Below are 23790 nucleotides of genomic sequence, written 5' to 3' on the forward strand. Positions count from 1 at the left end.
GCCGACCAGCCCGGCGAGCCCGCCGCAGTCCGGGGCCCGGCCTCGCACCACCTGCACGGCAAGCCCCCGGGGTGGGGCGGTCGCCACGACGGCGACAGCCCCCCAACACCCGCTGGCCCCGCGCCGCACCCCCTGACTGAACACCCGCCCCACGTGCGAAAAGTCCGATCGTGCCCGGATTCGCGCGGCCCACGGCTGGCAAGTCCTCGCCATGGCAAGCACTTGCCGCCACCGGGCCTTCACGCCGGCGTCACCAGGTCGATAGACCCATGGCATGTTCTCCCCCTCTCACCTCTCCGCCTTCCGCCGCAGGCGCTGGCAGCTGATCTCAGTCGCCACCGCGGCGCCGCTGCTGGCCTCGGGGCTCGCCATCCTGCAAGCGCCCGCCCAAGCCGCTCCGAGCAAGCCGACCGTTCCCGCCAAGCCCTCGGCGACCCACAAGGTCACCCTGGTCACCGGCGACGTCGTCACGGTCACCACGATGGCCGACGGCAAGCAGTCCGCCGAAGTCGACCGGCCGGACAGCGCCGTCGGCGGCGTGAAACTCCAGCAGATCAAGGGTGACCTGTTCGTCATCCCGGACGAGGCCGTGCCGCTGCTGAGCACGGACAAGCTGGACCGGCGGCTGTTCAACGTCACCGACCTGATCGAGATGGGCTACGACGACACGAAGTCGTCCGCGGTACCGCTGATCGCGACGTACACCCAGCCGAAGTCCCGCGCGGCCGCTGAGCCGACGGCCCCCCGGGGCAGCAAACTGACCCGCAAGCTCAAGGGCATCGGCGGTGCCGCGCTCAGCACCGACAAGCGCCAGGCCCGCACCTTCTGGACCACCGTCGCGCCGCAGGGCAGCGCGAAGCTGAGCGCGGGCGTGGCGAAGCTGTGGCTCGACGGTCGCGTGAAGGCCAACCTGAAGGAGAGCGTGCCGCTGATCGGCGCGCCCGAGGCCTGGGCGGCCGGCCACACCGGCAAGGGCGTCAAGGTCGCGGTGCTCGACACCGGCATCGACACCAACCACCCCGACTTCGCCGGCCTGATCGACGGCACGGCCAGCTTCGTGCCCGGTGAGGCCGTCACCGACGTCAACGGGCACGGCACGCACGTGGCCGGCACGATAGTCGGCTCGGGCGCCGCCTCCGGCGGCGACCACAAGGGCGTCGCCCCCGACGCCGACCTGTTCGTCGGCAAGGTGCTCGGCGGCGCGGAGGGCTACGGCCAGGACTCCTGGGTCATGGCCGGCATGCAGTGGGCCGCCGAATCCGGCGCGGACGTCGTCAACATGAGCCTCGGCGACTCCTACCCGACGGACGGCAGTGACCCGATGTCGCAGACGGTCGACGCGCTGTCCGCCCAGTACGGCACGCTGTTCGTCATCGCCGCCGGCAACTCCGGCCCGGAGAGCATCTCCGCCCCGGGCGCGGCCGCCTCCGCGCTGACCGTGGCCGCCACGGACAAGCAGGACCGGCTCGCGTACTTCTCCAGCACCGGCCCGCTGGCCCACTCCGGCGGCATGAAGCCGGACATCGCGGCTCCCGGCGTGGACATCACCGCGGCCCGCTCGCAGGAGATGACCGACGGTGGCCAGGGCCTCTACCGCACCATCAGCGGCACCTCGATGGCCACCCCGCATGTGGCGGGCGCGGCGGCGATCCTGGCCCAGCAGCACCCGGACTGGACCGGCGCGCAGCTCAAGGAACACCTGATGAGCACCGCGAAGGGCCTGGCCGACGGGTACTCGCCGTACGAGGTCGGCACCGGCCGTCTCGACGTGGCCGCCGCCGCGCGCGCCACGGTCCGCGGCACCGGATCGCTCTTCTTCGGCAACTACACGTGGCCGCACGAGCCAAGCGACGGAGCCGTCACGAAGGACCTGACCTTCACCAACACCGGCTCCGCCGACGTCACGCTGAACCTCGCGCTGACAGGCACCGACGGCCCCTTCACGCTGGGCGCCACCACGGTGACCGTCCCGGCGGGCGGCACCGCCGCGGTCCCGGTGACCGGTGACCCGCGGACCGCCTCGGCCGGACGGCACGTCGGCTACGTGACAGCCACCGACGCGACCACCGGTCAGCCGGTGACCCGCACCTCCGTCGCGCTCCTCAAGGAGGAGGAGCGCTACGACCTGAACATCAAGCTCGTCGGCCGCGACGGCAAGCCCGCCGCCGGCTGGGTCGTGGTCAACCTGGCCGGTGACTTCTGGCCGTGGTCGCTCTACGTCGACGGCTCGACCACCATGCGCATGACACCGGGCCTGTACACCGTCACGGCGTACCTCGACGTGGCCGGCGAGAAGGCGGACCGCTCGGGTCTGGCCGTGCTCGTCGACCCGGAGACCGTGCTCAAGGACGGCTCCGCGGACGTGGTCCTGGACGCGAGCAAGGCACGCCTGCTGCAGACCGAGGCGCCGCAGCTCACCGAGGACCGCCAGCGCAAGGTCGACTTCAACGTCCACTACGACGGCTTCGACTCGTGGATGGACTACCGCGGCGCGTACATCCTGCCGCTGACGTACGACGACGTGTACGTCTCGCCCACGGAGCCGATGACGCGGGGCGAGTTCATGCTGATCACCCGCTGGCGCAAGGGCGAGCCGCTGCTCGGCCTGAGCGCGACGGGCGGTCGGCTCCGCTTCGAGACACTCGTCCAGGCCGGCAGCGCCCTGGGCACCGCCACGGACAAGCTGGACGCCGTCTACGCGGGCAACGGCGCGACGGCCGACTACGACAAGGTCGACGCCAAGGGCAAGGTCGTCGTCGTCGACCGCAGCGACGAGGTCTCGCCGCAGGAGCGCACCGCGGCCGCGGCCACGGCCGGTGCCAAGGCGCTGATCGTGGTCAACGACGGAATCGGTGCCCTGATGGAGTACGTCGGCCAGTCCACCATCCCGGTCGCCTCCGTGCACCGCGACGCGGGCAGGACCCTCATCGCGATGGCCAAGGCCGGCACCCTCAAGCTGACCGCGAAGCAGACCGAGTACACGCCCTTCGTCTACGACCTGACCCGGGAGTACCCCGGCCAGGTGCCGGACCGGGCCCTCACCTACAAGCCGACCAAGGACGACCTCGCCCGGATCGACGCCCGCTACTACTCCGCCACGGACGGCGGGCTGGCGGAGGGCTACCGGTCCGACTTCACCCTCAGCCCCTCGCTCAACTTCCCCGAGCTCGAGTGGCACCCGGGCACCCGCACCGAATGGGTGACCCCGGGTCAGGTCTGGAGGGAGTTCCACGCTCAGGGCGTCGACGGAGACCTGCCGTGGGTGATGGTGTCGGGCGACAACACGTACGCCAAGGGCAGCACCACCCGGCTCGACTGGTTCGCCCCGGCGATCCGGCCCGGCCAGAGCGAGTCCTTCGGCGTGTACAACTCCCGTTGGCAGAACTACATGATCTGGAACGTGCAGGCGTGGGCCTCCTCCAGCGACACCATGCGGCTGGGCGGCTTCCTGCCGTGGGCTGCGACGCCGACCCACCTCCAGGTCTTCCAGGGCGACACGCTCATTCACGACAACCCGTACAGCACGGACATGCAGTGGGTGGAGGTGCCGGCGGGCAACCTGCCCTACCGCGCCGTGCTCGACGCGGAGCGGCCCACTGACGCCTTCCGGCTGTCGACGCGCACCCACACGGAGTGGACCTTCATGTCCGACACCGTCGACTCGGACTTCTTCGAGCGGTTCTCGGTACTGAACCTGGACTACAAGCTCGAGACGGACCTGCACGGCGATGTCAAGGCCAACACGCCCCAGAGAATCGCGCTCAAGCCGGTGTCGATGGACCTCGGCACCGTACCGGGCACCCTCACCGGGGTGACGCTGGACGTGTCGTACGACGACGGCGCCACCTGGCAGAAGGTGACCCTGACCAAGGGCACCGACGGCTACTGGACGGGGTCGTTCACCACGGCGAAGAAGCCCGGCGGCTTCATCTCGGTCCGCGCGAGCGCCGAGACGGACAGCGGCTTCGGCGTCAAGAACGAGATCATCCGGGCGTACGGCCTGCGATGAGCTCCACCATCGGGCCCCGGGGAGGCGACTCCCCGGGGCCCTCCCCGTCCCACCTGCTCCCAGCAGGGACTTTTCAGGGTCTGCCGCCGTGGCGCATACTCTCCCCGCTGCCGCAGGCGGAAGGGAGGCGGTCGCCCATGCTGGGTGTTCTGGGCCTCGAACCCGATGACGAGCTCGTCTACCGGACCCTGCTCGGACGACCCCACTCCACCGCGCCGCTGCTGTCCGATCTGCTCCTCGTATCGCAGGCCGACGTGGACAAGGTCCTGGCCCGCCTCGTCGGGTGGGGCCTGGTGGTCAGATCGGCGGACGAGCGGTTCACCGCCGCGCCGCCGGCCATGGCGCTCGGAGCCCTCATCAGCCAGCGCCGGGACGGGCTGCGCATGGCCGAGCAGGCACTGGTGTCCTTCGCCGAGGAACACCGGGCGGCGATGGCCGGGAGCAGCATCAGCGATCTGATCGAGGTGGTCACGGGCGTCGACGCGATCCGCCATCGCTTCCTCCAGGTACAGCAGGCGGCCCGCAAGCAGGTCCGCAGCTTCATCACCGCCCCGTTCGTCGCCCTGCCACCCGACGAGAACACGGCCGAACCCGTGGCCATCGGCCGCGGCGTGCACTTCCGGGCGGTACTGGACCGGGCCGTGCTGGCAGAGCCCGGCATCATCGACGACGCGATCGCGTCCCTGCGCAACGGCGTGGAACTACGTGTCGCCGACCAGCTGCCGATGAAACTCGTCCTGGCCGACGCCGACCTGGGCCTCGTCCCGCTCGCGGTCACACCGGACGGAGAGCCCGGCGCCGTCCTGCTGCACCGCAGCGGCCTGCTGGACGCCCTGGACGCCCTGTTCGAGACGGTATGGCGCACCGCCCACCCGCTCGAACTGTCGGCCCCCGCCGGAGAAGCCGACCCCACCGTCGAAGTCGGCGAGCAAGGCCCGACCGACCTCGACCGAAAGATCCTCGCACTCCTCCTGGCCGGCCTGACCGACCTGACGGCCGCGACCCAACTCGGCCTGTCACCACGCACGCTGCACCGACGCCTGCGCCACCTCATGGACATGGCCGGGGTCCGGACACGGATGCAGCTCGGCGGTTATGCCGTCCGACACGGCTGGGTGGAGCCTCACTGACAGCCTGGACGCCGCCACCGTTCCCGAGGACGGGCTGCCGAACACATTCTCGTCGGCCGCGACGTCGTGGAGACCGTCAGGGAACAGCAGTCATGGGTGCGCGAGCAGTGGCACCTCGGCCCGCCGGCAACCGGCACGGCAAGCAAGACCGGGAATCCCAGCAACTACAACCGCGCCCTGAAGCGGTTCAGCCACCACCTGGACCGGAGGGTGTCGTACGTCTTGGTGAGGAGTCATCGGTGGGCTGTGTAGCACTTCGGGATGACCCGGCGCCCGTACGGAGATGGACTTTGCAGCCTTGAGGGAACCTCAGCCTTCCGTCGTCGTCTTGATCACCAAGTTCGACTCAAGGAGGGTTCTGATGGCAGGTCAGGTAGGCGAGGCGGGACGGACGAAGGCGTCCGCGCCGGAGTACCAGGGGGTTCTCGGGTCGCTGTCGGTGAACGCTCCACTGGCCGAGGTACTCGCCCGGGGCGTCGAGGAGCTACGGGCGGCGGAGCGAGCCGGTGACCGGCAGGGGGCGGCGCGCTGCGGGCTCGCCGTCGCGGAGGCCTGCCGGAGGCTGGGGCGGATCGAGGAGGCCGACCGGGCGTGGAAGGCGAGCTACCGGGCGGCGCGTTCGGCCGGTCACGAGGGGGCGATGGCGTGGGCGCTGTGGAGCGGTGGCACGCTGGCCCGGCAGCGGGGGGCGTTCCGGCTGGCGTACCGTTTGCTGCGGCTGGCGGCCGACATGGGCGAGCGGGGCGGTGACATCGTCGTGCGGGGCTATTCCCTGGCGGGGCTTGCCGAGACGGGGCGCATACAGGGCGATTACGCGGCTGTGGGCAGGCTGCACGAGCAGCTGCTGGCCGAGGCCCGTCGGCGCGGTGAGGCCCGGCATACGGTGTGGGCGCTGGAGGGCATCGCGCAGATGCACCGCAACACCGGCGCCTACGACGAGGCGCTGGCGCTGTTCGAGGAGGCGGCCGAGACGGCGGTGCGTGCCGAGGACCGGCGCGGGTGGGCATGGGCGCTGCGAGGCGTCGCCGATGTGGTGTCCGCGCGAGACGGGGACGTGGAGCGTGCCCTGTCGCTGTTGTCGCAGGCGGAGGAGGCCTGCCTGGAGATGCGGCTGTCCAGCGCGCTCGCCTACAACCACAAGATGCGTGGCAACGTGCTCTACCGGGCGGGCCGGTACGCGGAGGCCCGTGAGCTGTATACGCGGGCCCTTGAGGAGTTCCGCGAGATGGAGGAGCCGCGGGGAACGGCGCTTTCGAGGCTGGGGCTGGTCAAGGCGCGTGCCCGGTTGGGCCGGGACGCCGGGCAGAGCGCCGCCGAGCTGGCGGAGCTGCGCTCGATGCTGGACCGCATCGGGCTGCGGCACGCCCGGGAGATGGTGGAGAAGGCGGCGGCCGAGCTGGGCGTGGGGCCGCTGCCGGACGAGGCCGGAGACGGGCCGGGCGCACGGGAGCCGGTGCTGCCGGCGGCGGGGGTGGAGGCGCTGCGGGCGGCCGATGTGGAGGGACTGCGGTGAGTTCCTCCTTGACGTCGGCGTCACCGGCGCCGGAGACGGTGTCCTCGCCCATCGACTCACAGGGCGTGGCCGCCTGTGCCGTGGCGCGCTGTCGTGAGCTCGTGCGGCCCGCACTGGTGGAGGCGGTGGGGCGGCTGCATCCCTGGACCGGTGAGATGGCGGCGTACGCGCTGGGCTGGAGTGATGCGGCCGGGACGCCGGATCCGGGCGGCTCTGAGGGCAAGGGAGTGAGGCAGGCGCTCGCCGTGCTGGGGGCCGAGGCCGTGGGAGCGGACGGCGGCGTCGCCGTCGCCGGCGCGGTGGCCACGGAACTGGTGCACACCTTCTCCTTGCTCCACGACGACATCATGGACGGCGACGGCCTGCGGCGGCAGCGTCCGGCGGTGTGGAAGGCCTACGGAACAGGTCCGGCCGTCCTGGCCGGTGACGCCCTCCTCGCCATGGCCGTGCAGACTCTGGCGGAGGCGCCGAGCCCCTGGGCAGCAGCCGCGGTCCGGAACCTGTGCGGGACGCTCAACGCGCTGGTGCACGGGCAGGCGGACGACCTGCGGTTCGAGCAGCGCCCGTGGAGTGGATCCGGTGCGGTGGAGTGGGAGCAGTACCGGTCGATGGCGGAACTGAAGACGGGGGCCTTGCTGGGCTGTGCGATCGGGCTCGGTGCGGTGCTCGGCGGTGCTCCTGCCGGGACCGTGTCGGTGCTGGAGCGGGCCGGGCGTCATCTGGGCGTCGCTTTCCAAGCGGTGGACGACCTGCTCGGCATCTGGGGTGACCCGGAGGTGACTGGCAAGCCCGTCCACAGCGACCTGCGGCAGTACAAGAAGACCTACCCGGTCCTCGCCGCGCTGGCCGCAGGCGGTAAGGCCGCCCGCGAGCTGACGGCGCTGCTGGAGTCCCCCGGGCAACTGCAAGGCACGGCAGCGGCACATGCCGCTGCACTCGTGGAGGAGGCGGGCGGCCGGGCCGCGACCCGTGCCGAGGCACGCCGTCATCTGGACAGCGCCCGCCACTGCCTGCGGGAGACGCCACTCGCGCCTGAAGCCGCCGGGGACTTGGACGCGTTGTTCACGTACGTGCTGGACCGCAGCTGGTGATACGTCGACCCCACACGTGCCGGGCGTGTGCCCTTTCGGGCACGCCGTTGGGTGCACTACCGGGCTTACGTACCGGCGACGTCCGCGCGTCCGGCTGTACTCACCGCAGCACGTGCCGTCTCCGGACACGCCTCCGCGCCGCCCGCTCACCGCCGAGATCCGGTCGACGAGAACCAGATCGCGACCTTCGGCCGCCGGGTCCTCGCGCGCTCATCGCTCCCCACGTTCCCCGTCCCACAGTCGTGAGAGTAAGTCCGGTTCTGATTCGCTCATGTTGGTGATCATGTCTTACGGGCCGGGCTCTGCGGTGAGAGCTTTCGCAGAGCCGTGGGATGACTGGCCGGCTTGCTTCCTTGGCCACGGCCAGGAAGCTGGCTGCTGGCGCGCTGGTGCTGCCAGGTCTCGACAGCATGTTCCCGGCGCCAGGTCATCGTTCGCTCGCGGAACCTGGTGACGAGCGCTCTCTGTTGCCACCTACGCAGCTATGTGGTGCTTCCGATGGTGAGGGTGGGTGGGGTGGGTGCTTCTGCAGGTGCTGGTCCGGCGTCGATCGTGGTGGTGATGGGGTGGCACGGTCGGGCTGTTGGGGGCCGCGTGTGGGGGTGGTGGCCTTGTCGGGCGTGGTCCGGTGCTGTCGGGGGTCTTGTCCTGCGGGCGGTGGCGGTCGACGGGGGTGAGCTGGCACCCATTACTGGTTGGCGGATGGACGGCTGTTGCTGGCTTTGCTGATGTTCGTGGCGATGGCCGGTGCTTGGGTCCGCTTTGCGGTGGGCCCCTCCTGCCACTGGATGTCGCTGGGAATGGCCTTCGCGCTGATCGGGTTCTTTCTCTGGGTTGCGGAGAACGCGGCCGCCTACGTCGGTGCCTGGAGTTACCCCCACCAACTCGGCGGCTGGCAACCCGTGCCACTCACCAAGTTCGGCGCGTGGGCTCTGTTGATCAGCGTTACCTTCGTCCTGGTTGCGCGTTCCCGGGGCACGCCGGATCAGCGCGGCCGGGTGGCCCTCGACGAGGTGACGGGGAGTGCCGCCGGGAAGGGCGGGGTCCAGTGGGTTGTGCAGGAGACCGATCGCGCGTCACGCGTGCGGCGGCCGCCGGCGCCGCTCTCTACTGTCACTGGTTCGGCCGTGGCGCCTCGGGCGCCTTGGCGGCGCCTGTTGAAGTGGCGGGACGAGCATTCCATGGTCTGACTGGCGAAGCCACCCTGCGGGCGAGCGTCCGTGAAAGGGGTGTCCGGGGAGGGTGGTCAGGGATCGGCCGCGACTTCGCGGCAGCCCCGTTTGCCCGCGGAGGCACTGGCGGTACGAACGCCCGGAGCGCCTAGGTGTGGTGGCATCGCCGACGGGTTGAATGCGGTGCAGCGGGAGAGGCCGTGGCATCCGGGTGCACCCGGGCCGTCGAGATTCTGGTGAGCTTTCCCGGGCTTGGCGTCCAGCTCGCCGCCTGGGTCTTGGCCGAGGTCGGGGGGACCGTACGGGCTTCTCCGGCGCTCGCGGCGTCAGGCCTACGTTGGCTTGTCACCCATCACCCATCACCCATCACTCGTGCCTCGGGCAAGAGGTCCGCCATCACGGGACGGTGGGTGAGGAACGACCGGTTCAGCCGTGTTGGCTACCTGTGGGCCTTTGCTTCCCTATGGGCATCTACCGGGGCCAAACGCCCACTACCGGTACGGTCGAGAACAAGAGGGCTGGCACGCGGCCGCCCGGCGTCGCAACATGTTCAACTGCATGATCGGCCGGCTCGACCACTGTCGCCTGCAGGCAGAACGTATGACGAATCGCTTGCCTTCGGTCTTGGTCCAGCTGCCGCTGCCGCTGCCGCGAGCGCGGTCTGAGCCCGTCAGCTAGGAGTGAGGCAGGCTTCGAGAGCAGCCCGCGGTTGCGGGGGAAGGTGGTTGCCCAAGGGCGGCTTGCGTGGGCTGTGATCGCCTTCGCAGATCCAGTTTCGCTCGTCCGTATCGAACCACCAGTACTCGGCGCCCCACATCGGGTGTCCTTGGAGCAGGCGCCTGGCCAACGGCTCGCTCACTGCGGGAGCACTCTCAGCTACGAGCGCCTGGTCGACGGCAGCCACCGCATCCTCGTCGGTGTCTGGCGTCGTGTTGTGGGAGGGATCGGGGCGGGCGCGTTTGACCCGTTCCCCGGTCACATTTGGCGGGACTTGGCCGGGGAAGCGAGGTCTGTGATGGGGTTTCTTGCCGGTCGTGAGTCGGGTGTTTATTGCCGCTACGGCCACTGGTGGGCCAAGGGTCTGCCGGCCGCCGAGGCACGTTTGCTTCCCGGTGACTGACCCGGCGCGCCCCCGTAGTTGTTCGTCGCCTCGTGGCTGTTCGTCGCCTCGTCGGCGGCTGGGTGCAGGCGCACCGACGCCGGTCTGTGCGCCGTCATGGGATCGATCGTTTCTGGTTCGGTGGCGGTAGCTTGTGGGCCGGCTGGGGCGTGGACGGCTGGGCCGGGCAGGGGGTCTTGGACGTGGTCAGCGGTGGTGGTTGAGCCAGTCGCCCGGGATCAGGTCACGGACGCGGTCGAGGTTTTCTGCTGTCCGGCCGCGGGCCAGAACAGCCGTGCCGTCGTCATCGCGCAGGAGGACGTCGTGTCCCAGGAACCACCCGGATCCGGTGTTGTTCCTCGCCGGTCGGATAGGCGGGGAACGGCAGCCGGAGGGAGTTCGCTTCCAGCACCTCGATGCTGTTCTGATCGGGGTCGAGGACGTCGCAGAGGTCGCCATCGGCTTGGAGGGACTCGGACAGGACGATCTCGACGAAGCAGAGGGAAAGACGCTCCAGCCAGCCTTCCCACCGCTCGGTGTTCTTGTCGGCGAGGTCGGACCGGATGAACACCGCGGGGTCGTCGTCGTGGAGGCTGTCGAGGAGGATGCCCCAGGACGCGGCTCCCTGGTTCTCGTGCCGGAAGATCAGGGCCTCCTGGTCCTCACCCATATGCAGTTCGGCCGGAGTGAGTAGTACATCGTGGTTGCTGGTCAGATCCCGGCGGCGTCCGAGCAGTAGATACGCCTCACGCATCGCCGCCGGTAGCCGGATACTCAGCCTGTCCTCGGCTGTTGCCAGATCGGCCTCGGTCCACTCGTCACTGTTTCTCCAGGCCGCTCGCCCAGTGGGCGGCGAAGCCCTGGATGAAGTTCCATGCGCCGTTGCGGTTTTCGATGCCGCTTGCGAGTGAGGCAGCAAGATCGAACTCTTGTGTCATGCCCGGACGGTATCCGTCCCGCTCATCGGCCCTTTGGACGCCCCGGCACGCCGGCCGGCTGTTTCTGGGAACAGCGCAGTCATGGGACCCCGTGGCGACGGTTTCGCCGTGTTTCGGCCCTGGGCCTGGCGTGTGGTCGGGTGTGGGGCGGTGGCGGGTGTGGGGCGGTGGCGGGTGTGGGGCGGTGGCGGGTGCGGGGCGGTGGCGGTGGCGGTGGTGGGTGTGAGGGGGTGGGGTGTCAGGGTGTGGACCCGTTGCGGGCCCAGTTCCAGCCGGTGAGTTCGGCGGGGCGGTTGGTGATGATCCCGTCGACGCCGTAGTTGTCGTACCTGTTCCACTTTGCGGGTGTGTCGGCGGTCCAGGCCATGACGGCGATGCCTGCGGCGTGGAGGTCGGCGACGATTCCGGGTGTGGTGTCGAGGGCGTTGCCGTTGGGGTTGTAGGTGGTGAGGTGGAGGTCTTCGGCGATGGCGACGGGGTCGGTGTCGAGGGTGCTGCGCAGCAGCCCGAGGGGGAGTTCGGGGGCGAGGTCGTGGACCCAGCGCAGGTGTCGCGTATCGAAGCTCTGCATGATGACTCGGTCGGTCATGTTGTGGGCGCGTACGACGTCGATCATTGCGGCGACGTCGTTTTTGGTGTCGGCTCGCTTGATTTCCAGGAGGAGGTTGCCGCCGCGGGTGCGCAGGTCGGCGAGTTGGGTGGCGAGTGTGGGGATGCGGGCGCCGGTGTAGAGGGGTGAGAACCAGGAGCCGGCGTCGAGGGTGTCGAGTTGTGCGGCGGTGAGGGTGGTGATGTCTCCGGTGCCGTCGGTCGTGCGGTCCACGGTGGAGTCGTGGAGCAGGTAGGGCACGCCGTCCTTGCTCAGCTGGACGTCGTTCTCGATGAAGTCTGCTCCGGAGCGGCGCGCGGTTTCCTGGGCGAACATGGTGTTTTCCGGGGCGAGGGATGAGGCGCCGCGGTGTGCGATCACGGTGAGGGGGGTGTTCGTGGGGCGGATGTAGGGGTTGGGGTCGAGTGCGGTGACCTTCACGTCGTCGAAGGAGACCGTCGCCCCGTCGACGAGGAGTGCCAGTGCCCGTCACTCGAGCGTTGCAGCTGGTCGGTGCGCATGAGTTGCCGGCCGTCGAGGAACCAGGTCGCTTGCCGGCCGTGTACGTCGATGCGTACGGCGATGTCGCGTCCGGTGGGACAGATCCATGATCTTCCACGCCCGGCAGCAGTAGCTGCCCACGGCGCTGTAGAGGAATCCGCCGTAGAGAGGAACTCCCGCGATCTTGGAGATGGCGTCCTCCGGGTAGCTCCACGAGCCCATGCGCACTTTGACGAGCTCGAAGAGCAAGCCCACGAGGTGGCAGCCCAGGATCACGGCGGTGTCCCGGGGGCCGTCCCAGCCGACCTTGCGGGCCAGGACGGTCAGTGCCACGCCGTAGAGCAGGAGCAGGTCATAGCGCGCGACCGGCAGGTCGCCGGGTAGCAACCGCGAGGCGCCGATGCCGCCGACGAGGACTACGGCGAAGGCGACAGCCAGCACCTGGTCGAGCCCGAAGCGCCAGAACTGGGCGCAGCCGTGGGCGATCCGCTGGAAGGTCATGCCCGAGCAGACTGCCGGCCGGCGACCGTTGGTTCCCTCGGGGCATTCGAGCGCCCACCACCCGAACCCTCGCGTATCGAACTCGGCCCCGCTTCAGTGCCATGGCCGCATCACTCTGCTCCCGTGCCGGCTGCTCACCACCGCAGAGCAGCGGCACCGCCGCTCTGCACACCACGATGATCAGCAGGACCAAGAGCAGTCCGGTCCAGCAGCCGGCTGTCCTGTGCCATCGCATCTTGACCGTGTGCCAACAGAACCTGACCGTTCGATAACCTTCCGCGGTAGGGGCTATCGAGCGGCGACGCTGAGAAACCGCGCGATGCCAGAGCAGCTTCTGCCGGGGAGCGAGCTGCAAGGTTGCGACAGAGCTTTGGGGGCGGAGTGCAGCCGGACAGTGGACTAGGTGTCGGGCTCAGCCCAAGGGAGGCAGCCACCCTCCTGCTGGACAAGATTCGTCAGGGCAACGGCTACGCCCGCGGCAAGAAAAGGCGGTTCGGTCGAAGCGCCTCCGTCACCAAGATGGCGACGCTCGGACTGTCCGCTGCGTCCACCGTCATCCTGGGCCTGCAGAATCTCAATGCGTGGGCCGGTCTGGCCTTGGCCTGTGTGGCGCTGGTGACATTGCTGGGGGCCGTCGAACCGTTCTTCAATTGGCGCTCCCGGTGGGTTCTGATGGAGGAGGCGCAGTACCGGTTCCAGCGGCTTGCCGATGACCTCGAGTATCTCGTGGCATCGACGCCCGCCGACGAGCTCACGTTCGATCAGCTGGACGAGATCTTCGGCCGGTACCAGACGATCTGGCACGACCTGAGCCGCACCTGGCTGGAGCATCGCCGGGAACCCGCGCCGACGACCAATGCCTAGAGGTGCGCGCATCTACAGGCTGCGGCCCGGTCAACCTCACGGGGTGGGCCGCTGACTGTTCGAGCACCGGGCCGAGCATCGTTCTGTGCTTATGTGCGACCGCGAGCTCCGCTTCGGATTCTGCGGCGAGAACCGAGCCGAGCCAGCGAAACAGGGCGCTCACAGCAGGCCTGTCGAGGTCCTACGCTCCGGTGCCCCAATGCCGTGTGTACGCGGCGGTCCGGATCCGGACACGCGGGCAGCCGTGAGGTACGCGAAAACTGACGAGGTGACCCCGCCGACTCGTGTCACGTCCCCTGGGTGCGTAGACGCTGTTCAGCACGCTGATGCGGGCGTGCGGGATCGTGAGCAACGCGTCGGGATCACCATCCGGGCCTTCGAGGGTCGGGAGCATGCCCAGAGACGCGAGGACGGTGACCACATCCGCGCTCCCCTCGGGGCCACGGCCAGGACCAGGGCGCGTACCGATTCATCCAGCCGGTCGAGTGTGGTCTCGTCGCTCAGAGTCATGTCCTGCCGCGATATCCGGTGGCGCATCGGATCGCCACCATGCCAAGCTCACCCCACCGAAGGGGCGTAGCTCAGCTGGCCAGAGCAGCGGACTCCAAACCCGTACGCCGCAGGTTCGAATCCTGCCGCCCCTGCCAGTGGTCTTCCCCCGGCTACGAACGGATCAAGCGGCAGACTGAGGGGCGCGGGACCGGGCGGCCGGCCGTTCCAAGGTGAGTTCACGCACGGTGGCCATGTCGCTGAAGGGCAGCAGCTCCTCGCCGACGATCTGGTGCGGCTCGCTGCCCTTGCCGGCGATCAGGACGGTGTCCTCCGGGCCCGCCGCGGACAGGGCGAACGAGATGGCCTCGCGGCGGTCGGCGATCCGCTCGAACGGTGTGCCGGTCGCGGTGAGGCCGGGGGCGATCTGGTCCAGGATGGAGTGCGGGTCTTCGTTGCGCGGGTTGTCCGAGGTGAGGACGCACAGGTCGGAGTGGGCCCCGGCGATCCGCCCCATGTCGGCCCGCTTCGTCGTGTCCCGGTCGCCGCCGCAGCCGAAGACGGTGATCACCCGGCCTCGCGCGTAGCCGCGGATGGTGGTCAGGACCTTGTCCAGGGAGTCCGGGGAATGGGCGTAGTCCACGATCACGGAGGTACCGGCCGGGGTCGCGAAGCGCTCGAACCGGCCGGGGACGGGCGGCATTCGGTCGAGGGCGGCGACGAGGGCGGCCAGCTCGTGTCCGAGGACGTGGCAGGTGGCCAGGGTGGCGAGCGCGTTGGCCACCGAGAACCGGCCCGGGACGGGGATCGACGCCGGATACGTACGCCCGCCGTGGTGGAGGGTGAACCGCGTGCCGGAAGCGCTGACGGCGAGGTCGGTCGCCCGGTAGTCCGCCGGAACATCGAGGGCGTAGGTGGTCACCGCACCCGGCATCATCGCCACGATCCCGGCGCCCACCGGGTCGTCGGCGTTGACCACAGCGCGCCGGCACAGCCCCTGGAAGAGGCGGAGCTTGGCGTCCCGGTAGTTCGCCATCGTTCCGTGGTCGTCGAGGTGGTCCTGCGTCAGGTTGGTGAACACGCCGACGTCGATGAACGTACGGTCCACCCGGTGCGTCAGCAGGCCCATCGACGTGGCCTCCATCACCACACTGCCGGTCCCGCGGTCGCGCATGCACCCCAGGAGGTACTGCAGGTCCGGCGACTCCGGGGTGGTCAGCACCGATCGCGGCATCGGGATCAACTCGTCGCCGATCCGGCTGCCGGCCGTCCCGATGACTCCCACCTTCGTGCCCTCGGAGATCCGCAGGGCTGACTCGACCATGTACGAGACCGAGGTCTTGCCGTTGGTGCCGGTGATCGCCACCACGTCCATCTGCCGCCCCGGTTCACCGAAGTAGCGGGAGGTCACGATCGCGGCCGCCCTCCGGATGTCCGGCACCCGCACGGCACACGCGCCCGGCGGCCACACCGACGCCGACAGCGCTGGTTCCAGGCCGTCGACGAGCGCGGCGGCCGCCCCGCGAGCGAGCGCGGGCGCTACGGAGCCGGGCCCGCCCTCCCGGTGTCCGGGCACGGCGATGAACAGGCAACCCGGCGTCACCCGCTCCACGTCGAAGGTCGTCCCCGCGGTGATCAGTGTTCTGCTCGGGTCACCCTGGAGTACGTGGTGCTCCTGCCCGGCCAGCAACTCGCTCAGCTTCACAATGATCCCTTCGAGGTGGCCCGGCCCGGTCGTGCGGCCGTAGCCAGGCGGCAGCACCGGCGAGTGCCGGAAGACTGCTGTGGTGACGTGGAGCAGGGGCGGAGACCCGGAGATCGCCCGGCGGAAGGCGGGCGAGGCGGGCTCGGCCGGGGAGGGGCCCGGCGTACGACATGGAGAGCGGGGCGCCGGGAGAGGGATCGCTAGCCGTGGCCGTGCAGCGCGATACGGCGGGTCCGGGGCGCCTCGACGTCAGCGGCGGCGGCCGGGTCGACGATCGCCGGACGCACTCCGGACGCGGCCTGCCGCAGGCACTGCCTCGTCGAACTCGTGCGACCCATGAAGCGAGTGTATGGCCGTTCGGGCGGCCCGCCGCCCACATCGCCGCCGCCCTGGTCACCTGGTGCCCTGAGCCGGAGATCCGCCGTCGGTCGGGGCGATGCCCGCCGAGACCGAGGCCGTGACGTGCAGATCGTTACTGGAGTGCGGTTTTGGGCCGCGCCATGAGCTTCGGGGGCGGCGTCCAGGCGGCCGGTTTCGGGATCGAGGTTCATGGCTCGGACGTGCCCGGTGAGCTCGAACTGGGCGATAACGGTGCCGTCGGCCACGAGGGTGGCCAGGTGGCGCTCGGTCATCACCAGGGTGATCGCCGCGCCGAGGCCGAGTGGATCGCCCCCGTCCCGCTGGAGGACGCGGGTACGGCGCCGCGGCTTGTCCTGGCGGCCGGCACCGCGCTTCTTCGCCGCCTCGCGGTCGGCGATCAGCGCCTGGCGGGCGAGGTCGACCCGCTCAACTTCAGCTCCGCGCTCACGCGATCACCTCCGCGGCCGTCTCGCTGTCGAGCGGGCGCGCGGCGAGCTCGATCAGCCACTCCGGCCAGGGGGCGGGGCGGCTGATCGCCCGTTTTGCGCCTCGGTGGCCTGGCCACGCAGCTGCTCCAGCCGTACGGCCAGGAGGTGCTCGGCGGGTCCGCATCCGGACCTCGCGGGCGGCGCCTCGGCGGCCGCGCTCGGTAGCTTACGCGCGGCGCGCCTCCTTCTCGGGCTCGCCGGTGCGGCCGCGCATCGCCAGCGACCACCGCTCGCACTCCGGGGCCACCTGCTGCCGCGCTCTGCAGCGCGCCGAAGGCGAACGCGGTCTCGGCGGCCACCGGGTCGGCCTCGAGTCGGCCGGGTCCGTCATCCGCAGGATCCCGTGACCACAGAAGGCGAGCATCTGGGCGCTGGCGCACCGGGGGCTGGTCGTGTTTTCAGCGTCCGTGGTGGTCGGGTGCGGCGATGTCGCGTACGGATTCGGCGATGGCCGGGAAGTCCTTCTTGAGGAGGGCGCCGTGGTTGCCGGCGACCTTCGCGCCGATCCGGATGTTGGGGTTGCGGGCGGTGACCGCGTCGAGGCTGGTGCGGATCCGCTCGTGCTCGTCTCCCTTGCTTCCGAAGGACGCGCCCGAGGCGACCACGTACCGCACCGGGACGGTGATGCCGTCCAGGACGGGGCCCAGCTCGCGTTCGCGGGAGAGCCGGCCGAGCTCGATGTTGCTGTCGGCCTGCTGTTCGGCGGTCATCCGCGGGGCCAGGCCCGTCGGGCGCAGCAGTGGCAGGAACCAGCTCATGCGCCGGAACAGTTTGCGGATGCGCTGCTCCATGGCCTCGTCGAGCCAGTCGTAGGGGAACGCGCCGTCGACCAGGACGGCGCCCAGGGCGCGGTGCGGATTGCGGTCGGCCCAGTGCGCCGCGACGACCGCGCCGTAGGACCAGCCCACGACCAGGGCGCGGTCCACGCCTCGGGCGGCGAGTACGGCGTCGAGGTCGCGGACGGCGGCCTCGAAGGAGTAGTCCGCCGAGCGCTTGGATGCGCCGCGGGCCCGCTCGTCGTAGGTGATGTGCCGCCATCCCGTGCCCAGTTCGGCGATGACGCGGCGCCAGTAGCCCTGGGTGGCGAACTGGCCGTTGAGGTAGACCACGGGGATTCCGTCGCCGCCGGTGTCGGTGACGGCCAGGGCGGTGTCGTCGACCGGCACCATGCCGGTCCACTTCGACCTGGTCGCGGACGTGCTGTTCTTCGTCATGGGCTTTCTCCCAGGTCTGTTCTTTTTAGAGGCTGCGGGCGGTGATGTTGCCGTAGGCGGTGGTGGCGTGGATGTGGAGTTCGGCGGTGCCGTCGGTGTTCTTGAGCGTGTTGCTGATGCGGCCGTAGGCGGTGCCGGCGTCCAGGGCCGCGCAGACGCCACGGGCGGCGCCGACCGTGATCTCGCCGTGCTCGGTGGCCAGCGTGAGGGTGCCGTGCACGGCCTCGGTGATGTGGAGGTCGCCCTTTTGGGTGCTGATCCGGCCGGGGCCGTTCAGGCGGCCGATCGCGATGTCACCGGCCTGGAGGGTGAGGTGGGCGGTTGCGGTCTCGTCGAGCTTGACCGTGGCCTGTGCGCCGTCGAAGGCGACGTCGCCGAGGCGTCCGACGCCGCGCAGTTCGGCGGCGGCGGCCTTGGCCTCGACGTGGGAGCCGGCGGGCAGCTGGACGGTCACCTCGACCGATCCGGGGTGGCCCAGGATCCGGCTCTTCGCCGCCGGGGCCTCGATGCGCAGCACGCCGTCGGCGTAGGCGATCTCGATCTGCTCGGCGGCCTTCACGTCGCGGTTCTTGGACGCGTCGGCGGGCAGGACCTCGACGGTGGTGTCGGCCCGGTCGGCGGCGATGAACCGGATGTGTCCGGCGGGGATGTCCAGGACGGTGGTGATCGGGGCGGGGGTGGTGAACTTCTGCATCGCGCTCTCCTTGAGCTCGTCGTTTCCGATGAGGGAAAAGCTACGTTGCGTTCAAGGATCGAGCAACATACTCGTTGCGCATGATTGCCATCACCGCAGGTAGATGCGGGGAAATCGTTGCAACGGTTTCGAGGCTAACGCAACAGCACTCACTCGGTTCGTTGCAACGGATTGGAGGTGAACGCTATGGTGAGGCGCGCTACGCGGACCGCCGGAAGCCTCTGCCGTCCGAGGTGATGCGCAACGGCGGCCCCACCGCCTGCCGCGCCCTTCCGGCCCACCGCGCCACTGGATTGAGCATGGGGTCGTGGTCTTCTGGCACACGAGAGGTGGGCACCGCGGCCGGGGCTGCGCGCCACTGGATGTGAAAGGAGCGCATCACGACCGTGAGCATTGGAGACCAGACGCAGCCAGCGCCGTTTCACCGCACATCCACGCTGCGTCCTGGCGAGCCTCAGGAAGTACGCATCCTTGCGTGTGTCAGGTGCCCCTGGCGGACGGACACCGCCCTGTCCGCGTCCAGCGACGAGGTATGGACATGCTCCGGCGGGCTGGCGGCCGCCCCGGCGCCGGCGCTCCCGTGGCCGCCCCGACCGTCGCCAACGCCTGTGTCTGGCAACCTGCCCTACCCCGATGGGGGGCGGGGCCTGGGGCCGTGCCCGTCAAGGCGTTCCTTGCGGGCGGCTTCCACAGCCCACGGACCCGCTCCTTGTTGAGTTGGCCCCGCTGAGCGTCGCGGTTGGGCGCGGCCCGGTGGTACCGGGCCGCGCCGAACGTGGTCGGGGACAGGTCCCGCCGTTTCGCGCCGCAGCTGCGCGATCAGCTGACGGGAGCGCCGAACCACTTGGCCAGCTGGCTGAGCAGATCCTGCTGGTCTTCACCGACCCACGCCACGTGGCCGTCCGGCCGCAGCAGCGCCGCGGGCACGTCCAGTTCCTCGCTGACGTCGACGACGTGGTCGACCCGATCCGCCCAGCCCTCCACCGAGAGCCGGCCGGTCTGGTCGAGCAGTAGTCCGCGGCCGCCGTGCATCCGCTCGTAGAGGCGGCCCTGCTTCAGCTTTACGTCCCGCAGCCGTCGGCCGAGCAGTTCGTGGCCCTCGCCGAGGTCGTAGTGGACCCCGACCGCGGTGATCATCTCGGTCACGTACCGGTTCACCTCCTCGAAGTCCATCAGCTTCGAGAACAGCTCCCGCAGCGCGGTCGCACCCGGATCGGTTCCCAGCAGCGTGATCTGCGCGCGGGTGTTGTCGAGCACGCGGGCGCCCACCGGGTGCCGTTCGGTGTGGTAGCTGTCCAGCAGCCCCTCCGGCGCCCAGCCGTTGACCTCGGCAGCCAGCTTCCAGCCGAGGTTGAACGCGTCCTGGATGCCGAGGTTGAGGCCCTGCCCGCCGGTCGGGGGGTGGATGTGCGCGGCGTCGCCGGCCAGCAGTACGCGGCCGACCCGGTAGCGCTCGGCCTGCCGGGTGGCGTCGCCGAACCGGGAGAGCCAGCGCGGCGAGTGCACGCCGAAGTCGGTGCCCGCGAAGGCCCGCAGCTGCTGCTTGAACTCGTCGAGGGTCGGCGTGGCCGCACGGTCCTCGGACACCCCGTCGGCGGGCACCACGACGCGGCACACTCCGTCCTCGCCGGGGGCGACGCCGAACCGCAGTTGGGTCTTGCGGACTTCCTCGACGACGGCGGCGATCGTGGCCGGATCCTCGGTGACCTCCATTTCCCCCAGCAGCGTCTCGACCTTGGCGGGCTCGCCGGGGAAGGCGACGCCGAGCAGCTTGCGCACCGTACTGCGGCCGCCGTCGCATCCGACGACGTAGCGCGAGCGCAGGTGCGTGCTGTCCGCCAGATCGACGGTCACCCCGTCCTCGTCCTGGCTCAGCCCGACCACTTCGCAGCCGCGCCGGATCTCGGTGCCGAGTTCGAGGGCACGTTCGTTGAGCAGCCGCTCGGTGACCGGCTGTGGGGTGGCAAGGCCGTACGGGTGAGCCGTGTCCAACCGGTCCGGCCACGGCTTGATGATGCCGCCGAAGAGCCCGCCGACCTGGAACTTCTCACTGACCGCGAGGAACCGGTCCAGCAGGCCGCGCTGATCCATCATCTCGACGCTGCGGGCGTGCAGGCCCTGGCCGCGGGACTGCTCGGTCGGCTCGGTCAACCTCTCCAGCACGACCACGTGCACGCCGTGCAACCGCAACTCGCCGGCCAGCATCAAGCCGGTCGGTCCGCCGCCGACCACGATCACGTCAATCATCAAAACGCCCATTCAACGAGATTGGATTTCGGCCAGCCACTTCGCGTAAGTCCGGCGGCGCGCACACCCGCACTTCCGCGGCGAGTACGCGCAACGCGCCCGAGTGAACACCCTCGCCATTTCCGCGAGTTCTGGCCTTGGCCGAACATTCTGGGCCACGACCCGGGCCTTGCCGCAAGGCCCCCAGTGCGCTATATGTTGAGCATGGCAAGGAGTGGGTGACCTCCTTGCCTTTGCCTTTGTTCGTCCGCTGTTGACGGACAAGCTCCTCCCGGAGCGGCGACGCGCCGCGGGGCGGCCTGCGGATGGAGCCGAGCTTGTCGTTCACGTCCGACGGTCACCGTCGTTCGTCAGCGAGTACCAGGTCATGGACCGTGAAGTGGAGTTGCACGTCATCCGTCGACTCCGCCCACAGTCCCTCCGCGTCGAGCACAGAGGCCGCGACCATCCGTGCCTCTGCGACGAGTTCGGGGTGGTAATTGAAGCCCGGCCAAGGAAGGACCGGGTAGTCGTTCTCCTCGCCGAACTGCCGCACCCGCTCGATGTCGCCCAAGACGGCGTGCGGCAGTGATTCGTTAGCCCAGGACCACAGCCAGGTCTGCTGGGCAAGGCTGACGCTGCCGATCATCGTGAGTCGGCCGACGAGGAACACCTTTCCGTGCCGCGACCACGTGATCTGCGCGTCGTCCATCGACCAGTCGTACCGCACGTCCCCTGACAGCCCGAAGCGCTCGACCATCAGTGCCTGCCGCGAGCGGGCACGCTCCCGAGCTGCGAGCACGACCGCGTCCCAGCCGGAGTGGTCATGCTGCTTCGAGCGGTCGTCCACCTTGCCTCCTCGCACAGAACTTTCGGCAAGATCCTCCCATCCCGGCTTCTGGCCAGGGCTTCCGGGCGCCCGGACACCGGGACGCCATGGCGGGATCTACCTGCCGGGAGAATGACGCCCGCCCGACGTCTTCCACGGCACAGTCACCGTTGCCTCGATCCGGCTCCGGCTCCGCTCATGATCCGCCGGCTGGCCGGTCGTCCGAGCCCGCAGCCGACGGCGGTACCTCGAGGACGAAGAAGAGGAAGCAGGTTTTGGTCGAAAGGGCATGGAAGTCGTCGGGGAACAGCTCGCGGGCGGCCGGGTCGGGCTGCGGCTCGCTGATGGCGGAAAGGCGGAAGCCGGCGGTGGTGAAGGCATCAGTCATCGCGTGCAACGGCCTGCGCCAGAACATCATCGGGACGGACTGCCCGTTGAACGTCCAGTCGAAGCCATAGCTGGTGGTCGCGAAGTAGTCGGGCCGAGGAGCCTGGATCGTGTAGGCGACGAAAGGGTGGTCCACCGACGCGATCAGACGGCCGCCAGGTCTGAGCACCCGCCGCAACTCGGCCAGCGTCGGCCCCCAGTCCTCCAGGTAGTGCAGCACCAGCGACGCGACCACGTCGTCGAACGCACCGGCGGCGAACGGCAGACGGTCGCGCAGGTCGACCACGTGCAGGGCCGCGTCGGCACCGAGTCGCCGCCTGGCCAACGCCAGCATCCCGGCGCTGGCGTCGATGCCGGTGACGACCGCACCGCGGTCGCGCAGTGCAGCGGACAGAGAGCCCGAGCCACAGCCCGCGTCCAGAATCCGGCGGCCGGCCACGTCTCCGGCGAGGGCCAACATCCCGGGCCGCTCGTAGTACGCGTTCACGAGGTTGTTCTCGTTCTCCGCCGAGTACGCCTCGGCGAAACTGTCGTAGTCATTCACGCGGGCCGGATCGGCAGCCCGGGCGAGATTCTCGGGGATGTCGGTTACTCGGTCCATCGATGCAGCCTAGTGATCACATGATCCGCCGGACAGAACCTCAACGGATCTCAGCCGTCCCAGCAGGTCAGTCACCCAGACCGCCATCTCCTCCCGCGGAAAACGCGCGTGCGTACGGGATCTCGGCCGTGCCAGGATGGCGTCGGGAAGCGAGGTCTCGTGGACGAGTTGAGGCGATTCCGCCTGGCGCTGGCCGCATGGGCGGCCGGCGGAGCGGGGGCGGGTGCGGCGGCCGCGGTGGCGCGGGAGTCGGCCAGTGATGTGCGGAAGATCGTGCTCGTCGAGGGCAGCAGTGATCAGGTCGCGCTCGAAGTGCTGGCCGCGCGCTTCGGTCGCGACCTCGGTGCGGAGGGCGTCTCGGTGGTACCGCTCGGCGGTGCGACGAACATCGGGCGTTTTCTGGATGTGTGCGGTCCTCCTGGGCTCGGCCTCCCGCTGGCCGGTCTCTGTGACATCGGCGAGGAGCGGCATTTCCGGCGTCATCTGGAGCGGGTCGGGCTCGCGTCCGGTCTCACGCAGGCCGGGCTGGAGACGCTCGGGTTCCATGTGTGCGTCGCGGACCTGGAGGACGAGCTGATCCGCGCTCTCGGGGCCGAGGGGGTGCAGCAGGTGATCGACGCCCAGGGCGAGATGCGCCCCTTCCGCACTTTCCAGGGCCAGCCGGCGCAGCGGGAACGGCCCGTGGAGCACCAGTTGCGACGCTTCATGGGCACGCACAGCGGTCGTAAGGCGCTCTACGCGCAGGCGCTGGTCGCGCACGTTGACCTCGAGCGCGTGCCCCGGCCGCTGGAGCACCTTCTCACGCACGTCTGAGTTCAGAAGACCTGAGCCCTACAGGTCGAACTCGAGGTGCTGGATGTCGGTGAAGCGGACCTCTTCCAGGGAGCCGGCGCGGCGGCCGCTGTCCTGGAAGTACACCTCCTTGAGTCCTTCGGCGGTGATGTCCTGGAGTTCCTGGTCGGTGGCGCCCTGTTCCTGGGCGGCGAAGAGGCGGGCGGCGTACCGGGGCGGCAGGGCGACCGTGAGGTGGCGGATCCGGTCCTCGTCGGTGGAGCCGATCGGAGCGGTGTAGCCGATCCGCGCGCGGGTGTCGATGACGATGCCGTCGGTGGCCGCCGCCTTCTGCCGGGCCTTGGCACGGATCTGTGGCTGCCACCGCCGCTTGACCTCGTTCTCCAGCCGGGCGGCGAGGTCGGGGCGGGGCTTCTTGATCTGGTCCTTCACGTACCGCTCGACGGTGCGCTGGGACACCCGGAGCATCTGGGCGACGGCCTTCGTGCCCTTGAGCTGCTTGACGAGGTAGCGCATCTGCGCCCCTGCCGACTTCGGGATGGGGCGGGTGAACGCCTTTTGCACCGCCTGGTCCAGGCCGTCACCGAACATGCTCATC

General features: G+C 69.9%; 19 protein-coding genes and 1 tRNA gene. 9 read left to right on the plus strand and 11 right to left on the minus strand.

The window, feature by feature from the left end; genetic code table 11:
- The first annotated feature begins 274 nt into the window (after positions 1-274).
- The 5 genes from FDM97_RS18085 (at position 275) to FDM97_RS18105 (ending at position 8933) form a co-directional block, all read left to right on the plus strand.
- A complete protein-coding gene (locus FDM97_RS18085) occupies positions 275-4009 on the plus strand; it encodes a S8 family peptidase (RefSeq protein WP_137991439.1) in 3735 nt (1244 codons plus the stop codon).
- A 137-nt stretch (positions 4010-4146) separates the two neighbouring features.
- Entirely contained in the window at positions 4147-5139 is a 993-nt protein-coding gene (locus tag FDM97_RS18090; protein WP_137991440.1) for a transcriptional regulator TrmB, read from the plus strand.
- Between the two features lie 361 nt (positions 5140-5500).
- Entirely contained in the window at positions 5501-6652 is a 1152-nt protein-coding gene (locus FDM97_RS18095) for a tetratricopeptide repeat protein (RefSeq protein WP_137991441.1), read from the plus strand.
- 38 nt (positions 6653-6690) lie between these two features.
- A complete protein-coding gene (locus FDM97_RS18100) occupies positions 6691-7743 on the plus strand; it encodes a polyprenyl synthetase family protein (RefSeq protein ID WP_254705932.1) in 1053 nt (350 codons plus the stop codon).
- 695 nt (positions 7744-8438) lie between these two features.
- Positions 8439-8933, plus strand: a complete 495-nt coding sequence (locus tag FDM97_RS18105; RefSeq protein WP_284440293.1) for a DUF817 family protein — start codon at positions 8439-8441, stop codon at positions 8931-8933.
- Positions 8934-10318: 1385 nt separating this feature from the next.
- Here the strand turns inward: FDM97_RS18105 and FDM97_RS36450 are convergent.
- The 3 genes from FDM97_RS36450 to FDM97_RS18120 all read right to left on the minus strand — a co-directional run bounded on the left by FDM97_RS36450 (position 10319) and on the right by FDM97_RS18120 (position 12543).
- Positions 10319-10684 (minus strand): hypothetical protein, encoded by a 366-nt coding sequence (locus FDM97_RS36450; RefSeq protein WP_254705647.1) that lies wholly within the window; start codon positions 10682-10684, stop codon positions 10319-10321.
- Positions 10685-11190: 506 nt separating this feature from the next.
- Entirely contained in the window at positions 11191-11982 is a 792-nt protein-coding gene (locus tag FDM97_RS18115) for a glycerophosphodiester phosphodiesterase (RefSeq protein WP_254705648.1), read from the minus strand.
- A 48-nt stretch (positions 11983-12030) separates the two neighbouring features.
- Positions 12031-12543 (minus strand): DUF817 family protein, encoded by a 513-nt coding sequence (locus FDM97_RS18120; protein WP_137991443.1) that lies wholly within the window; start codon positions 12541-12543, stop codon positions 12031-12033.
- 381 nt (positions 12544-12924) lie between these two features.
- Here FDM97_RS18120 and FDM97_RS18125 point away from each other — a divergent pair, with 381 nt between their 5' ends.
- Together FDM97_RS18125 and FDM97_RS18130 are read left to right on the plus strand one after the other, a co-directional pair.
- Entirely contained in the window at positions 12925-13407 is a 483-nt protein-coding gene (locus FDM97_RS18125) for an SLATT domain-containing protein (RefSeq protein WP_137991444.1), read from the plus strand.
- A 570-nt stretch (positions 13408-13977) separates the two neighbouring features.
- A tRNA-Trp gene (locus FDM97_RS18130) sits at positions 13978-14054 on the plus strand.
- A gap of 26 nt (positions 14055-14080) precedes the next feature.
- Here the strand turns inward: FDM97_RS18130 and FDM97_RS18135 are convergent.
- On the minus strand, positions 14081-15601 hold the full coding sequence (locus tag FDM97_RS18135; RefSeq protein WP_137991445.1) for a UDP-N-acetylmuramoyl-L-alanyl-D-glutamate--2,6-diaminopimelate ligase: 1521 nt from the start codon (positions 15599-15601) through the stop codon (positions 14081-14083).
- A 200-nt stretch (positions 15602-15801) separates the two neighbouring features.
- Positions 15802-15939, minus strand: a complete 138-nt coding sequence (locus FDM97_RS35845) for a hypothetical protein (RefSeq protein ID WP_175439154.1) — start codon at positions 15937-15939, stop codon at positions 15802-15804.
- A gap of 162 nt (positions 15940-16101) precedes the next feature.
- On the opposite strand from FDM97_RS35845, the gene FDM97_RS18140 reads away from it, so the two are divergent.
- The gene (locus FDM97_RS18140) at positions 16102-16494 is read left to right on the plus strand and encodes a hypothetical protein (protein WP_137991446.1); all 393 of its coding nucleotides are present in this window, start codon (positions 16102-16104) and stop codon (positions 16492-16494) included.
- A gap of 353 nt (positions 16495-16847) precedes the next feature.
- Here FDM97_RS18140 and FDM97_RS18145 read toward each other — a convergent pair whose 3' ends face one another.
- The 5 genes from FDM97_RS18145 to FDM97_RS18165 form a co-directional block, all read right to left on the minus strand.
- Entirely contained in the window at positions 16848-17663 is an 816-nt protein-coding gene (locus tag FDM97_RS18145; RefSeq protein WP_137991447.1) for an alpha/beta fold hydrolase, read from the minus strand.
- Positions 17664-17688: 25 nt separating this feature from the next.
- Positions 17689-18357 carry a DUF4097 family beta strand repeat-containing protein gene (locus FDM97_RS18150; protein ID WP_137991448.1) on the minus strand — a complete coding sequence of 223 codons (669 nt, stop codon included), beginning with the start codon at positions 18355-18357 and terminating at the stop codon, positions 17689-17691.
- A gap of 819 nt (positions 18358-19176) precedes the next feature.
- Positions 19177-20604, minus strand: coding sequence for a rifampin monooxygenase (gene rox / locus FDM97_RS18155; RefSeq protein ID WP_137991449.1), 1428 nt, complete (start codon positions 20602-20604; stop codon positions 19177-19179).
- Between the two features lie 337 nt (positions 20605-20941).
- Positions 20942-21433 (minus strand): DUF6882 domain-containing protein, encoded by a 492-nt coding sequence (locus FDM97_RS18160; protein WP_137991450.1) that lies wholly within the window; start codon positions 21431-21433, stop codon positions 20942-20944.
- A gap of 175 nt (positions 21434-21608) precedes the next feature.
- Positions 21609-22400 carry a class I SAM-dependent methyltransferase gene (locus tag FDM97_RS18165; protein ID WP_137991451.1) on the minus strand — a complete coding sequence of 264 codons (792 nt, stop codon included), beginning with the start codon at positions 22398-22400 and terminating at the stop codon, positions 21609-21611.
- 159 nt (positions 22401-22559) lie between these two features.
- Between FDM97_RS18165 and FDM97_RS18170 the strand changes: the two genes are divergently transcribed.
- Positions 22560-23213 carry an ATP-dependent endonuclease gene (locus FDM97_RS18170; RefSeq protein WP_137991452.1) on the plus strand — a complete coding sequence of 218 codons (654 nt, stop codon included), beginning with the start codon at positions 22560-22562 and terminating at the stop codon, positions 23211-23213.
- 18 nt (positions 23214-23231) lie between these two features.
- Here FDM97_RS18170 and tpg read toward each other — a convergent pair whose 3' ends face one another.
- On the minus strand, positions 23232-23789 hold the full coding sequence (gene tpg / locus FDM97_RS18175; RefSeq protein WP_137991453.1) for a telomere-protecting terminal protein Tpg: 558 nt from the start codon (positions 23787-23789) through the stop codon (positions 23232-23234).
- Position 23790: the final 1 nt, after the last annotated feature.

Origin of the sequence: Streptomyces vilmorinianum, from assembly GCF_005517195.1 — a bacterium.
Lineage (GTDB): Bacteria > Actinomycetota > Actinomycetes > Streptomycetales > Streptomycetaceae > Streptomyces > Streptomyces vilmorinianum.

Excerpts from the sequence above, each read along its gene's own strand:
- FDM97_RS18090 (WP_137991440.1), top strand. The coding sequence starts at position 4,147 with ATGCTGGGTGTTCTGGGCCTCGAACCCGATGACGAGCTCGTCTACCGG.
- FDM97_RS18120 (WP_137991443.1), bottom strand. The coding sequence starts at position 12,543 with ATGACCTTCCAGCGGATCGCCCACGGCTGCGCCCAGTTCTGGCGCTTC.
- FDM97_RS18145 (WP_137991447.1), bottom strand. The coding sequence starts at position 17,663 with ATGACGAAGAACAGCACGTCCGCGACCAGGTCGAAGTGGACCGGCATG.
- FDM97_RS18150 (WP_137991448.1), bottom strand. The coding sequence starts at position 18,357 with ATGCAGAAGTTCACCACCCCCGCCCCGATCACCACCGTCCTGGACATC.
- FDM97_RS18165 (WP_137991451.1), bottom strand. The coding sequence starts at position 22,400 with ATGGACCGAGTAACCGACATCCCCGAGAATCTCGCCCGGGCTGCCGAT.
- FDM97_RS18140 (WP_137991446.1), top strand. The coding sequence starts at position 16,102 with ATGAGCTTCGGGGGCGGCGTCCAGGCGGCCGGTTTCGGGATCGAGGTT.
- FDM97_RS36450 (WP_254705647.1), bottom strand. The coding sequence starts at position 10,684 with ATGGGTGAGGACCAGGAGGCCCTGATCTTCCGGCACGAGAACCAGGGA.
- tpg (WP_137991453.1), bottom strand. The coding sequence starts at position 23,789 with ATGAGCATGTTCGGTGACGGCCTGGACCAGGCGGTGCAAAAGGCGTTC.
- FDM97_RS35845 (WP_175439154.1), bottom strand. The coding sequence starts at position 15,939 with ATGGGTCGCACGAGTTCGACGAGGCAGTGCCTGCGGCAGGCCGCGTCC.
- FDM97_RS18095 (WP_137991441.1), top strand. The coding sequence starts at position 5,501 with ATGGCAGGTCAGGTAGGCGAGGCGGGACGGACGAAGGCGTCCGCGCCG.
- rox (WP_137991449.1), bottom strand. The coding sequence starts at position 20,604 with ATGATTGACGTGATCGTGGTCGGCGGCGGACCGACCGGCTTGATGCTG.
- FDM97_RS18085 (WP_137991439.1), top strand. The coding sequence starts at position 275 with ATGTTCTCCCCCTCTCACCTCTCCGCCTTCCGCCGCAGGCGCTGGCAG.